Here is a 13,454-nt window from a genome sequence, read left to right on the forward strand (position 1 = left end):
GACCGCCCCGGCGTACTCCCCCGACCCGCCCAGCCCGCGCGGTTCCACGCCGCCGACGACCGACGTCCCCCCGCCGAACGGGATGAGCGCGATCCCCGCGTTCGCGCACCACTCCAGGACGTCGACGACGTCCTGCTCGCGGCGGGGCCGCAGGACCAGGTCGGGCACGTTGTCCACGCGGCCGAGCAGGCAGCGGACCACGTCGCGGAACGCCTGGCCGTGTCCGTGCGCGACGCGGTCCTCCAGGTCCTGCGACGCCAGCTCGGCCAACGCGTCCGGGGCCTGGATCCTGGGGGCGGGCACCGCCAACTCCTCGACCTTGGGCGGCTCGTGCACCGTCAGGTCGGCCTCCGGGAACACCGCAGCCAGCCGCTGCGTGAGCCCGGCCCGTTCGGCTCCGGCGACCGCGTCCTCGACGTTGCCCCAGCCCCACCACGAACGCGCCACCGACGTCTCCCTTGCTCCGGGCGATCAATTGACCGAACAGTAATTTACGCGGTGGTCAATTACAACGGCTTGCACGAACCAGCAGGCCGGGTGCCCGCCACCCGGCTGGCCCGCGCGGGTGAAGGGGCCGCCTGGGACGTTGGGAGCCCGGCATGGTCGCGGTACACCTCGCATCACGCAACCGCGCAGAAAGCAGCGACGGAACATGGCCGGGCACGGCCGGAACGGGTGACGCATGGGCGTGCGGGTACGGGCGTGGCGCCGTTGGGCGACCGCCGTGACGGCGGCGTTCGCCGTGGCACTGGGCACGGCTGTCACGCCGGCTTCGCCGGTCACGCCGCAGCGGGACGACCTCGGGCCGGAGATCACCGCGATCATGCACAAGGCCCCGTACGCGCATGCCCAGTGGGGCCTGCTGGAGGTGGACGACCAGACCGGCCGGATCGTCCACTCCGACTTCCCGGACCAGTTCTTCATCCCCGGATCGACGGCCAAGCTGTTCGGCGTCTCCGGCGCCTGGAACGCCCTCGGCGGCGACCACCGCTTCACCACGCCCGTGCAGGCGCTGGGCAGGCGCGCCGGATCGGTGCTGCACGGCAACCTGTCGCTGGTGGCGCAGGGCGACCTGACCATGGGCGGGCGCACCAAGCCCGACGGCTCGGTGGACTACGTCCCGATCGACCACACCTACGCCAACGACGCGCCCGGCGCCACGCTCACACCCGAGAACCCGCTCGCCGGGCTGGACCTGATCGCGCATCAGATCCGCAGGGCCGGGATCACCGAGGTGCGCGGCGACGTCGTGGTCGACGACCGGCTCTTCACGACCTTCCCGCCGCTGGATCCCGCGCCCACCCCGCTGATCATCAACGACAACGTCATCGACCTGCTCTCCACCGCGACCACACCCGGACACCCGGCCAAGCTGAGCTGGCGTCCGCAGGTGGCGCCCTACCAGGTCACCTCGAACGTCCGGACGGTGGCGGCCGGCGGACCGACGGACATCACCGTCTCCGCCTCGCCCGACGGCACGCGGATCCACCTGACCGGCACCATCGCCGCCGACGCGCAGCCGACCCTGCGCGTCTCGCCGATCCAGGACCCGTCGGCCTTCGGCCGCACGGCCCTGATCGAGGCGCTGGCCCGGGCCGGCGTCAAGGTCACCGCGACCGCGACCGGGGCCAACCCGGTCCGCCTGCTCCCTCGCGACTACACGGGCGCCCGGCGGGTGGCCGCGTACGTCTCCCCGCAGTTCTGGCAGTACGCGCGCCTCATCTTCAAGGTCAGCCTCAACCTCGGCGGCAATCTCGCCATCTGCCTGATGGCCGTCACCGCGCACAGCCACCAGTGCGGCGACGGATTCCGCGTGCTGCGGTCCTTCCTCGTCCGCGCCGGCATCGATCCCACCCAGCTCAACCTGCTGGACGGGCGGGGCGGCGACCCGAACGACCGGCTCACGCCGCGGGTGGTCACCCAACTGCTGCGCTACTGGGCCTCCACCCGCGAGGCGACCCGCTTCCGTGAGGCCCAGCCCCTGCTGGGCGTGGACGGCCTGCTCGCCTTCGTCTGCCCCGACCCCTCGGACTGCCCGGGCAAGGGCAAGGTGTGGGCCAAGACCGGAACAGCAGCCGGAGAGGACGCCGTCAACCAGCGCATCGCCGAGGGCGCCCTCGCCATCGCCGGCTACCTGGAGGTGCGCCCGGGCCGCTTCCACTCGTTCGACCTGGTCATGAACGGCGCCTCGGTCCCGGACATCCAGGGCGTGATCGACGGCGGCGACGACCTCGCCCGCATCGCGGGCCTGCTCCAGGAACAGGCGGCGGCCCGCCGCTGACGCCCGCCGGACGTCAGCCGGACGTCAGCTCCGCGCGCGTGCGCCGACCGACGGCGGCACACGCGCGCGGAGCCGGGACTGCGGCGAGCCGGGGACCGCGGACCGCCGGGGACTGCGGACAGCCGGGGACTGCGGCGAGCCGGACTTCCGAGCCGGATCGGACGGGCTCCTCACACGCTCAGGACGTCCTCACGAGGGGCCGACGGGGTGAGCGCGAGGGCCTCGCCCACGTCCTCCAGGGTGCGTCCGCCCGGCTCGCGCACCAGGAAGGTGGTCGCGGTGCCGGCCAGGAAGCAGACGGCGGCGATCAGGGTCACGATCCGCAGTCCGCCGCCGGCCAGGATCAGCGGGACGACCAGGGCTCCGGTGAAGGCGCCGACCTTGGCGATGCCGGAGGACAGGCCGTGGAAGGTGCTGCGGACCGGGGTCGGGTAGGACTCCGCGGCGATGAGCATGGTGGTGTAGTTCGGCCCGAAGATGCTGCCGAACAGGGACAGGCCGAAGGTGACCGCGAACGGCAGGACCGTCGCACTGAGTCCGGGGACGACGGTGATGAGCGTCATGGCCAGGGCGCAGAGTCCGAACCCGGCGGCCTGCTGGGTGCGCCGGGGCAGCCGGTCGAGGGCGACGACGCCGAGGATGCCGCCGGACAGGCTGAAGCAGACCACGAGCACGGCGTTCAGCGCGAGGTTGGTCACCATGGTGGCGTGCGGAACGATGTTCTTCAGCAGCAGCGGCTGGCTGACGTTGATGCCGTAGACGGCGACGTTGTAGAAGAACCAACTGCCCGCGGTGCCCGCGAGGGTGGACAGCAGGCGCCGCTTCGAGAGCTCGGCGGCGGCCGCCCTGCCGACGTGCGCCCGCTCCGGGGCCGACGGCCGGTCGGGCTGGTGATCCGACGGCTGGAGGGGCTGCCGGGTCGGCTCCGGCGTGACCGTGAGCTGGGCGAAGGCGGCAAGGTCCCTGGCCGCCCGGGCCGGGTCGCCGCTGTGGGCGGTCCAGCGAGGGGACTCGGGCATGTGGCGGCGCTGGTGGAGGACGAGCAGGGAGGGGAGGACGCCGAGGCCGAGGATCAGACGCCAGGCGAGGTCGTCCGGGACGCCGACAGCCACGACGAGAAGGCTGACCAGGTAGGCGGAGACCTGGCCGAAGACGTAGAAGATGAACGTCAACCCGACCAGCCTGCCGCGGTTCCGGGCGTTGGCGTACTCGGTCATGATGACGCCGCTGGCCGGGTAGTCGCCGCCGATGCCGATGCCCAGGACGAGCCGGCCGACGAGCAGGACGACGAAGTTCGGCGCGAGCGCCGAGACCAGCGCGCCGGTGATCATCAGGACGGCTTCGAGTCCGTAGACCCGGCGCCGGCCGAGCAGGTCGCCCAGGCGTCCGAAGAACATCGCGCCCACGGCGACGGCCAGCAGCGTCGAGCTGGTCAGCATGGCGACCTGACCGCTGCCCAGGTGGAACTGCGGCGTGATCAGCAGGGTCACGGTGCCGATGACATTGAGGTCGTAGGAGTCGGTGAAGAAGCCGGCTCCGGCGGTCACGGCCGCCTTCAGATGGAACACGCTGAGCTTCGCGTCGTCGAGCGACTTCGCGATGGTCGCGCGTGAGGGGTTGACGGTCACCCGTCGGCCTCCGAACTGGTTGAGCCGACGATCGAGTCGACGTCGGCAGCGGGACGGTCGAGGAGAGGGGCCCGAGAGGGGGTCCGGTACGGCACGACCAGGACCCAGACCTGTCATGACAGGTGCCGGGCGCCACCTGTCATGACAGGTAGCCTGAATCGGCGGGCCGACCGCCGTCAACCGCTGGACTGCGGCTTCGTCCAACGTTCGACCGGCGTTCACCGAGGCGGCAGGGAACGCAGCGCCACCTGCGACAACTTCCGAAATTCCAGGCCCGGGCGACGATGGCTCGCGGCGTGCAGCCTTGACATCGAGCAGCACCCCGACCTGTATAGTCAGGTCTATGTCCAAGGCAATGCATGCGGCTATCGCCGAGAGCATCCGCGAGCAGATCCGTTCCGGCGAACTGGCCGTCGGCGACACGCTGCCCTCCGAGTCCCAGCTGTGCGAGCAGTGGAACGCCTCCCGCGGACCGGTACGTCAAGCACTGGCCACCCTGCGGGCCGAGGGCGTCATCACCGGCGGCTCCGGCAAACCGCCGGTGGTCTGCACGACCTCGATCCCCCAGCCGTTCGACTCACTGCTGTCCTACTCCGCCTGGGCCCAGGCGATCGGCCGCACGCCCGGCCAGCGGACGCTGGAGCTGGCGCTGCGTCCCGCCGACCACCTCGCCGCCTCGAAGCTGGGCGTCAAGGAGGGCTCGCCCGTCGTGCAGGTCCTGCGACTGCGGTATCTCGACGGCGAGGTGACGATGCTGGAGCGCGCCACGTTCGTCGAACACGTCGGCCGCCTGCTCTTCGACTTCGACTGCGACTCGGGGTCGATGTGGGCCTACCTCCAGTCGCGCGGCATCACCTTCGCCAAGGCCTCGCACATCATCGACGCGGTCGCCGCCGACCAGATCGACTCCTGCCACCTGGAGGTCCCCGAAGGGGCCCCGCTGCTGCGCCAGCAGCGCACCGCCCGCACCGCCGACGGCGAGGTCGTCGAGTACCACGACGACCGCTACCGCCCCGAGACCATCAGCTTCTCCCTGGAGAACACCCTCGACGTGCGCACCGCCCTGCTGCGCAACGCCCGATCCTGAAAACGGAGTTATCGCAATGACCGAAATCCGCCCCGACCTCGTCGTCCTCGACATGGCCGGTACCACCGTCGACGAGGGGCTGGCGGTCTACCGGGTCCTCGAGGAGACGGTGATCGCGCACGGCGGGACGCCGTCGGCGGCCGACATCGCCCGGTGGCACGGTTCCGCCAAGCACGAGGCGCTGCGCGCGCTGCTGACCCCGCCCGGCGGCACGCCGCTCTCCGACGAGGCGCTGGAGCCGATCGTCGCCGACTTCCGGGCCCGGCTCGCCGCCGCCTACGCGGCGCAGCCTCCGCGCGCGCTGCCCGGCGTGCCCGAGGCACTCGCCGAGCTGCGGGCGGCCGGCGTCAAGGTCGCCCTCAACACCGGCTTCGACCGTGACGTGGTGGACTCGCTGCTCTCCGCCCTCGGCTGGGAGGGCGACGCGGTCGTGGACGCGGTCGTCTGCGGCAGCGACGTGCCGACCGGACGCCCCGCCCCCTTCATGATCTTCGCCGCCATGGAGCGGACCGGCGTCACCGACGTGCGACGCGTGCTCGTCGCCGGCGACACCCCCCGCGACCTCGAGGCGGGCGCCAACTCCGGTGCCGCGTCCGTCGTCGGCGTGCTCTCCGGGGCGAGCGACGCGGCCGAGCTCGGCGCCCACCGCCACACCCACCTGCTGCCCTCCGTGGCCGCGCTGCCCGCACTGCTCGGACTGCGCGACCCGCAGGCGGTGACGGCATGACGAACGTGACGGGCACGGACATGAGGGACCCGAACATGACGGACCCGGACATGAGGGACCCGAACGTGACGGACACCGGCCTCAGGGACACCGCCGTCGCGGACCGGGCCGAGCGCCCCGAGCAGGTCGGCGACCGGCCCGACCGCACCCCCGACCACACCCTCGCCGCCGTCTGGCACGGCTGCGACCGGATCGCGCTCGAGACGGTGCCCGTGCCGTCGCTCGGCCCCGGCGAGGTGCTGGTCCGGGTGCGCCTGGCCACCGTGTGCGGCAGCGACCGCCACACCGTGACCGGACGACGCGTGCAGCCCTGCCCCTCGGTCCTCGGCCACGAGACCGTGGGGGAAATCGTCGCGTTCGGCGAGGGCGGCGCCCACGCGGTGGACGGCCGGGAACTGCGGCTCGGCGCGCGGATCATCTGGTCGGTGACCCTCCCGTGCGGACACTGCGACCGCTGCACGGCGGGCAACACCGCCAAGTGCCGCACCGTCCGCAAGGCCGGCCACGAGGCATGGGACTCGCCCTGGGGGCTGTCCGGCGGCTACGCCCGGCACGTGCTGCTCCCCGCCGGCATGCCGATCGCCGTCGTCGAGGACGCCCTGCCCGACGCGCTCGCGGCGCCCGCCGCCTGCGCCACGGCGACCGTCATGGCGGTGACCGAACGCGCGACGCCCATGGCGGGCAAGCGGGTCGTCGTCGTGGGCGCCGGCATGCTCGGCCTCACCGCGGTCGCGGCCGCCGCCTCGGCGGGCGCCGCGTCCGTGACCGCGGTCGACCCTGACGCCGAACGACGGGATCTGGCGCGGAAGTTCGGTGCGACCGAGGTCGAGCCGGCCGTCCCCGACACGGAGCCGTTCGACGTGCTGCTGGAGTTCTCCGGCTCCTCCACCGCCCTTCAGGCCGGGCTGCGCACCCTCGACGTCCAGGGCATCGCCGTCCTCGCCGGCGCGGTCCTGCCCGACGCGCCCGTCGCCGTCGCGCCCGAGGCGGTGGTCCGCGGCCACCTCTCCATGGTCGGCGTGCACAACTACGAACCGCGCCACCTGACCGCGGCCCTGGACTTCCTGGCCCGCACCCGCGACCGGTACCCCTGGCAGGACCTGGTGGCCGACCCCGTCCCGCTGGAGGAGATCGGCAGCCTCCTTCTCACGCCACCGGGAACGAAGCCGCGGTACTCGGTCGCACCGCGCTGAGCGCCCGCGCGCTCTTCGGACGAGCCGCGGGGGCGCCGTTCCCGGAGTGGACGAACGCCCCCGCTTCATCGACGAGATCGCCCGGCGCCGCGCGCGCCTGAACCACTTCGTCCAGCCTGGTCGCGCTTCTCGCGAGCCCGGCCGTGAACGTCGCCGCTGCCGCGCAGCATGACGAACCCGTGCATGGCGGCCCACAGTCGCACCGCCATGGAGAGCACGTCCGTCGCGCTGGAGGAACCGTCCGCGATGCACAGGCACATGTCGGCCATGAGGTGGGCGAACGGGCCGGCTTCCGGGTCCCGGTCGTCCGACCCGCCGCCGGCAGACCTTCGGCGCGCATGACGCCTTATCAACTGTTAAGAAACCCACCTATTGACGCGGAACATTGGTCTGGACCATGTTGGAGGGGCCGCGCGGTTGATCACCCCCACACACCTACGTCCGCGCGGCGCGGCCGCGTCGGCCGCGCCGCACGGCCTCTACCGTCGAGGAGGACTCGCCCATGAGGCGTGTCACCTTGCCCCTCGTCACGACCGCAGCCCTGCTGGCCGTGCCGCTCACCGCCGCCGGCGCGCAGGCCGCCGGAGGGCTGACCGGGCTGATCGCGAACTACGCGGTCACGTCCAGTTGGCAGGGCGGCTTCGAGGCGAGCTACACCGTCACCAACAACACCAACGCCCCGGTCGGCACCTGGTCCCTCTCCTTCGACCTGCCGGCCGGGGAGACGGTCACCAGCGCGTGGAACGGCACGCTGACCTCCAGCGGGACGCACTACACGATCGCCTCCCCCAGCTGGGCCGGGCCGCTGGCGCCGGGAGCCACCGCGGCCGTCGTCGGCTTCGACGTCTCCACCGGCGGCGGCGCCGCGACCGACCCGGCGAACTGCACCATCGACAACGCCCCCTGCGCCGGTCTGCCCGCCGACACGACCCCGCCGTCCACCCCCACCGGACTCGCGGTCACCGGCTCCGCCCCCGGCTCGGTCTCGCTCTCGTGGAACGCCTCCACCGACAACCGGTCGGTCGCCGGCTACCACGTGTGGTCGGGCGGTTCGCTGCTCGCCACCGTCACCGGCACCAGCGCCACCCTGACCGGCCTGATCCAGGGCAGCAGCCTGTCCGTCAGCGTCTCCGCGTTCGACCCGAGCGGCAACGAGTCGCCCGCCTCGGCCCCGGTCACCGCGGTCGCCGGCACGGGCAGCGTGCCGGGCACGGCCGCACCCTACGTCGACCTCGGCGCCTACCCGACACCGAGCCTGACCACGCTGGCCGCCAACAGCGGCCTCAAGCAGTTCTCGCTGGCCTTCGTGATCAACGGCAGCTCGGCGTGCAGCGCCAGCTGGTTCGGCGCCTACGACGCCACCACCGGCTGGGACAAGGCCGACATCGACGCCTTCCGGGCCTCCGGCGGCGACGTCCGCGTCTCCTTCGGTGGCGCCAACGGCACCGAACTGGCGCAGTCCTGCACCACGGTGGCCGCGCTGGAGACGCAGTACCAGAAGGTCGTCGACGCCTACGGACTGGACCGGATCGACTTCGACATCGAGGGCTCGGCCGTCAGCGACCACGCCTCCATCGACCGCCGCTCGCAGGCGCTGGCCCAGCTCCAGGCCGCCGAGGCGGCCAAGGGCCGGGACCTCAAGGTCAGTCTGACCCTGCCGGTGCTGCCCTCCGGCCTCACCGCGGACGGGCTCTACGTCCTCCAGTCCGCCAAGGCGGCGGGCCTGAACGTCGACGTGGTCAATGTGATGGCGATGGACTTCGGCGACTCCGAGGCGCCCAACCCCGCGGGCAGGATGGGGGCCTACGCGATCCAGTCGGCGCAGTCCACCCAGGCCCAGATCCTCTCCGTCTGGCCCACCCTGACGGCGGCCCAGGCCTGGCTCAAGGTGGGGGTCACCCCGATGCTCGGCCAGAACGACAACTCCTCGGAGGTGTTCGGCCTGTCCGACGCCTCACAGCTGGTGGCCTTCGCCCAGCAGAACCACCTGGGCGAGCTGGCCTTCTGGGAGATGACCCGCGACGCCGACGCCTGCACCGGCGGGCTGTCCCAGTGCACCAACGTCCCACAGACGCCGTACGAGTTCTCGAAGATCTTCGCCGGCTTCACCGGCTGACCGGCTTACCCGTTCACAGGCTGAGGCGTGGGGGCCGGACGGCATCTCGCCGGCCGGCCCTTCGGGGCGGAGACTGTAGCCGACCTCCCGTGCCTGCGCTCCGCAGCGAGGACCACGCCCCCGGCCCACAGGGCCGAGAACAGGACGCCGTGATGAGCAACCGTCAGCCCCGGATCCCGGGCTCCGACCACCCGATCACCATCGAGGACACCGGCAGCCGGGTGGTCGTCCGCGCGGGCGGCCGGGTCGTGGCCGACACCACCCGGGCCCTGACCCTCCAGGAGGCCGCCTACCCGCCGGTCCGCTACATCCCGCTCGACGACGTCGACCAGGACCTGCTGGCCGCCTCGGACACCCACACCTACTGCCCGTACAAGGGCGACGCGTCCTACTTCACGATCACGCTGCCCGGGACCGAACTGACCGACGCCGTCTGGTTCTACCCCGAGCCCTACGCCGCCGTCGCTCCCATCGCGGGACACGTCGCGTTCTACACCGATCGCGTCGACGTCACGACCGAGGCAGTCCCTCGACCGCCCCGCGTCGGGCCATGAAGGCCCGAAGCTCCTCGGCCTGCTCCGGTCCGAAGGCACGCTTCGGAAGGACCACGGCGGTCCGCTGCCGTGCTGCGGCGTAGCGCAGGAGCAGCGTGTCGCCGGTCTCGGCCAGTCCGGAGAAGGCGTCCCACTGGATCTCGGTTCGGGCCTTCGGCCCCTGAACGGTGACGCCGTCCTCGGTCAGTGACATCCGCAGCGGTTCGCGCTCGGCTACGCCCCTCTCAGGAGATCCTCACCTGCCGACGTCGGGGACTCCTCCTCGCGCGGCGCACAAGGGTGCGATACTCCGATTGATGGACGGACTGGGGCTGAGGGTCTTGCGCGCGGTGGTCTTCGCCGCGCTGTCCGTCCTGCTCTCCACCGGGGCCCGGCTCGTCGTCACCGGGCAGCCCGTGCCGCTCGACATCGTCGGGCTGGCCTTCGGGTTCTCCCTCGGCGTCGCCTTGATCGTGTTCGCCGGGGAGCGCCGCTACTGGACGATCGTCGCGGCGATGGTCCCCCTCCAGGTGGGCCTGAACGCGTTGTTCAACACCGGACAGCAGAGCTGTCCGCCCGGTTCGGGCGTCGGCAGCGGCGGTGTGCCCGGGTGGGGCGTGCTGGCGTGCGGCGGCGGTTCGATCCGCCCCGGCCTGCTGGGCCTCGCCGAGCGGACACCCCACGCACTCGTGTCCGTGACCGGGGCCGAGGCGCTGCTGCTGCTCGCGGTGCACCTGGCGTTGGCCCTCGTGGCGGCGTGGTGGCTGCGCCGCGGCGAGGCGGCCGTGTTCGCCGTGCTGCGGACCGTCGCCGTCCTCACCTGGTCCGGGGTCGGCGCGCTGCTGGCTTCGCTGCTCACGCCCGTCGCACTGCCCACGCCGCCGTCGTGGGTGCCACCCGCGTCCGGGCCACGGCTGGCCGGCCCGCAGGACGCGCTGCGCTCCGCCGCGTCGCGGCGCGGTCCGCCGGTTCTCGCGCGGGCCTGCTGAGCGGCGAACCCTGCCCTCTTCCCTGACCGGTCGCGCTTGTGCGACCGTGCCGCCGCTCCAGGTCCGTCTCCTCACCTTCAGCATCCTTTTCTTCGTCTGTGAGGACGGCCATGAGCGAGAACACCAACCCCAGCAACCCCAGCAACCCCGGCAAGCCCGGCAAGCCCACGAAGCGGGAGGTCCGTGCGTCGGCGCGCGAGCGGATCGCGCAGGAGCGCGCACGTGAGCAGCGCGCGCAGGGTCGTCGACGCAAGGTCACCATCGGCGTGGCCGCCGTCGCCGTGATCGCCGTCGCGGCGGGCATAGCCGTGGCGGTCGGCAGCTCCGGCAGCGGCGGCAAGAGCGCGGCGAGCGGCCCGCTGGTCGTGCCGGCGAACACGACCGGCCCGAACGGCACGGTCATCGTGTACGGGAACCCCAACGCCAAGCACACCCTGGACGTGTGGGAGGACTTCCGCTGCCCGATCTGCGACAAGCTGGAGAAGGCCGACGGCCCGACCATCCAGCAGCTCGCCGACAACGGCACGTACAAGATCCAGTACCACATGGCCACGTTCCTGGACAACAACCTCGGCGGCACCGGGTCGATGGACGCCCTCCAGGTCGCGGGCGCCGCACTCAACGAGAGCCCGGCCAAGTTCAAGGCGTTCCACGACGTCCTGTACGCCAACCAGCCCGAGGAGACCACCGACGGCTTCGGCAACCTCAACACCCTGCTGGACCTCGCGAAGAAGGTTCCGGGTCTGGTCACCCCGACGTTCACCAAGGACGTCCAGGACCGCGTCTACGCCCCCTGGGCGCAGAAGGTCTCCGACGCGTTCAACGCCAGCGGCGTGACGGGAACCCCGACGCTCAAGCTCGACGGCACGTCGCTGAACGTCTTCGACAGCCAGGGCAACGCGATCACGCCCGCCCAGTACACCGCGCTGGTCCAGCAGACCATCGCGTCCGGCAAGTGAACCGCGCCCCCATGGACAGGAGACCTGCCGCGATGACCACCGACCACGCCCCCGACGCCGAGACCGCCCCCGAGCAGGCGCCGCCCGCCTCCTGGGTCGCGGCCGGCCGGGGGTACGCCTGGCTGCTGCTGATCGCCGGCGGCTTCGGCCTGGCCGCGTCGATCACGCTCACGCTGGAGAAGATCCGGGTGCTGGAGAACCCGAACTACGTCCCCAGCTGCAACATCAACCCGATCATCAGCTGCGGGTCGGTGATGCGCACCTGGCAGGCGTCCGCGTTCGGGTTCCCCAACTCCCTCATCGGGCTGGGCGCATTCGCCGTCGTCGTCACCGTCGGCGTCGTCGCCCTGACCGGCGCCCGCCTGCCACGCTGGTTCTGGCTGGGACTCCAGGCCGGGACGCTGTTCGGGATCGGCATGGTGAGCTGGCTGATCGGCCAAACCCTCTACTCGATCGGCGCGGTCTGCCCCTACTGCATGGTCGTGTGGGTCTCGACCATCCCGCTGTTCTGGTACACGGCCGTCCACAACCTGCGAACCGGGGTCATCCCCGTCTCCGAGGGCGTCCGGAACCGCTTGGCTTCGCTGACGGGCTTCTACTGGCTCGTCCCCGCCGCCTGCTACCTGATCATCGCCCTGCTGGTGCTCAACCGCTTCTGGTACTACTGGCACACCCTGCTCTGATCACCCGCCGGCACCTGCCGCAAGCGACACGACATACCCCCGGCGGGAATGTACGACGAGCGCACCGGCGCACACCGACGTGTGCGCCGTGCGCCAACCCGGCCCCGCGCCCCGGCATCCGCGGCAGCGGCCGCGGGTATGCCCCACACCAGCCGGACAGCGTCCGCGTTCGCGGGCCGCCCCGGGAAACGGGACGTACGGAGGCGAGCACCATGAGCAGCACCGACCCCACCGGCCTGGAGCCGATCGCGACGTTCTGCGGCAGCTGCGACTGCGGCTGCCCGCAGTTGTTCGTCGACCCCGCCGCGCCCGCCGAACGGCGCGTCGTCCTGACCGACGACTTCGGCCAGCGCGTCCAGATGAGCGCCGACCAGTTCGCCTCCCTGATCGCCGACGCCAAGGCCGGCCGCCTCGACCAGGCGGCCTCGGCCTGACCACAGTCGCGCCCACCCCATGACCAAGCCATGGCGGCGGTTTGCGAGACTCTCCAGGTGAACTCCTCCAACGACGCTGCTCGCGCCGCCCTGCTCCGCCGCGGCTTCGCTCTGGAATACACGACGCTGGCCTGGAACGTGGTCGGCATCGCCGTGCTCGCGCTCGCAGCGATCAACGCCCGTTCGGTCGCCCTGGCCGGTTTCGGCCTCGACTCGCTGATCGAGATCGGCGCCTCCACGGTGGTGATCTGGGAGCTCCGCGGTACCGGCGAGGAGCGGCAACGCCGCGCGCTGCGCCTCATCGGTGTCGGATTCTCACTCCTGGCCTGCTACCTGCTGGTTCAGTCCACCCTCGTCCTCGCCACCGGCTTCCACCCGCGCCACTCGGCGCTCGGCATCGCCTGGACCGCGGTGACCGCCGCCGTCATGTTCGCCCTGGCCGCCGGCAAGGCCCGCACCGGGGCCGCCCTGGACAACCCCGTCCTCACGACCGAGGGCCGGGTCACTCTGATCGACGGCCTGCTGGCCACGGCGGTCCTGGTCGGTCTGGTTCTGAACACCGCGCTCGGCTGGTGGTGGGCCGACCCGATCGCTGGATACGTTCTCGTCTACTACGCGGTGCGTGAGACGAAAGAGATCTTCTTCGGTGCCCACTGACCGTCGTCACGACAGGGGCTCCCGTCCGCCGGTGCGGCGCGGGAGCCCCTTTGACTCAGTGGATCGATTCCGTGGATGGCGGTTGGGGTCGGTTCAGCCGGCGGTGAGTGCGGTGTCGTCGATGACGAAGCTCGTCTGGAGCGAGGAGTCCTCCGTACCGGTGAATG

14 protein-coding genes are annotated in these 13,454 nt (G+C 71.9%); 11 read left to right on the forward strand and 3 right to left on the reverse strand.

Features of this window, described 5'->3' with window-relative positions:
• Nucleotides 1-447, reverse strand: a 447-nt coding sequence (locus tag TR50_RS33935) for an FAD-binding protein (protein WP_042431343.1), incomplete at its 3' end; no start/stop codon positions are given.
• 235 nt (nt 448-682) lie between these two features.
• Between TR50_RS33935 and dacB the strand changes: the two genes are divergently transcribed.
• Nucleotides 683-2,281 carry a D-alanyl-D-alanine carboxypeptidase/D-alanyl-D-alanine endopeptidase gene (dacB, locus tag TR50_RS33940; protein ID WP_042431345.1) on the forward strand — a complete coding sequence of 533 codons (1,599 nt, stop codon included), beginning with the start codon at nt 683-685 and terminating at the stop codon, nt 2,279-2,281.
• A 170-nt stretch (nt 2,282-2,451) separates the two neighbouring features.
• Here dacB and TR50_RS33945 read toward each other — a convergent pair whose 3' ends face one another.
• Complete coding sequence (locus tag TR50_RS33945; RefSeq protein WP_042431347.1) at nt 2,452-3,909, reverse strand: MFS transporter; 1,458 nt, start codon at nt 3,907-3,909, stop codon at nt 2,452-2,454.
• A gap of 343 nt (nt 3,910-4,252) precedes the next feature.
• Between TR50_RS33945 and TR50_RS33950 the strand changes: the two genes are divergently transcribed.
• The 5 genes from TR50_RS33950 to TR50_RS33970 all read left to right on the forward strand — a co-directional run bounded on the left by TR50_RS33950 (nt 4,253) and on the right by TR50_RS33970 (nt 9,586).
• Nucleotides 4,253-4,996, forward strand: coding sequence for a GntR family transcriptional regulator (locus TR50_RS33950; RefSeq protein ID WP_042431349.1), 744 nt, complete (start codon nt 4,253-4,255; stop codon nt 4,994-4,996).
• A gap of 16 nt (nt 4,997-5,012) precedes the next feature.
• Entirely contained in the window at nt 5,013-5,723 is a 711-nt protein-coding gene (locus TR50_RS33955) for a phosphonatase-like hydrolase (protein WP_152648788.1), read from the forward strand.
• Complete coding sequence (locus TR50_RS33960) at nt 5,720-6,916, forward strand: zinc-binding dehydrogenase (protein WP_201776911.1); 1,197 nt, start codon at nt 5,720-5,722, stop codon at nt 6,914-6,916. Before TR50_RS33955 ends, TR50_RS33960 begins: the two co-directional genes overlap by 4 nt.
• 502 nt (nt 6,917-7,418) lie before the next feature.
• Complete coding sequence (locus tag TR50_RS33965) at nt 7,419-9,032, forward strand: cellulose binding domain-containing protein (protein WP_042431353.1); 1,614 nt, start codon at nt 7,419-7,421, stop codon at nt 9,030-9,032.
• Between the two features lie 152 nt (nt 9,033-9,184).
• Nucleotides 9,185-9,586: a DUF427 domain-containing protein gene (locus TR50_RS33970; protein WP_042431355.1), complete on the forward strand. Its 402-nt coding sequence runs from the start codon at nt 9,185-9,187 to the stop codon at nt 9,584-9,586.
• On the opposite strand, the gene TR50_RS33975 is transcribed toward TR50_RS33970, so the two are convergent.
• Nucleotides 9,543-9,779 carry a YcxB family protein gene (locus tag TR50_RS33975; RefSeq protein WP_042431357.1) on the reverse strand — a complete coding sequence of 79 codons (237 nt, stop codon included), beginning with the start codon at nt 9,777-9,779 and terminating at the stop codon, nt 9,543-9,545. The two genes, TR50_RS33970 and TR50_RS33975, sit on opposite strands and share 44 nt — an antisense overlap.
• Before the next feature lie 103 nt (nt 9,780-9,882).
• Between TR50_RS33975 and TR50_RS33980 the strand changes: the two genes are divergently transcribed.
• The 5 genes from TR50_RS33980 (at nt 9,883) to TR50_RS34000 (ending at nt 13,287) form a co-directional block, all read left to right on the forward strand.
• The gene (locus tag TR50_RS33980; RefSeq protein WP_042431359.1) at nt 9,883-10,554 is read left to right on the forward strand and encodes a hypothetical protein; all 672 of its coding nucleotides are present in this window, start codon (nt 9,883-9,885) and stop codon (nt 10,552-10,554) included.
• A 110-nt stretch (nt 10,555-10,664) separates the two neighbouring features.
• Nucleotides 10,665-11,513: a thioredoxin domain-containing protein gene (locus tag TR50_RS33985; RefSeq protein ID WP_052441661.1), complete on the forward strand. Its 849-nt coding sequence runs from the start codon at nt 10,665-10,667 to the stop codon at nt 11,511-11,513.
• 32 nt (nt 11,514-11,545) lie between these two features.
• Nucleotides 11,546-12,196: a vitamin K epoxide reductase family protein gene (locus TR50_RS33990; protein WP_042431361.1), complete on the forward strand. Its 651-nt coding sequence runs from the start codon at nt 11,546-11,548 to the stop codon at nt 12,194-12,196.
• A 212-nt stretch (nt 12,197-12,408) separates the two neighbouring features.
• Entirely contained in the window at nt 12,409-12,630 is a 222-nt protein-coding gene (locus TR50_RS33995; RefSeq protein WP_042431362.1) for a hypothetical protein, read from the forward strand.
• Between the two features lie 57 nt (nt 12,631-12,687).
• The gene (locus TR50_RS34000) at nt 12,688-13,287 is read left to right on the forward strand and encodes a cation efflux transmembrane domain-containing protein (protein WP_042431389.1); all 600 of its coding nucleotides are present in this window, start codon (nt 12,688-12,690) and stop codon (nt 13,285-13,287) included.
• Nucleotides 13,288-13,454 lie beyond the last annotated feature (167 nt).

The sequence above is a fragment of the Streptacidiphilus anmyonensis genome (assembly GCF_000787855.1).
Classification (GTDB): Bacteria; Actinomycetota; Actinomycetes; order Streptomycetales; family Streptomycetaceae; genus Streptacidiphilus; species Streptacidiphilus anmyonensis.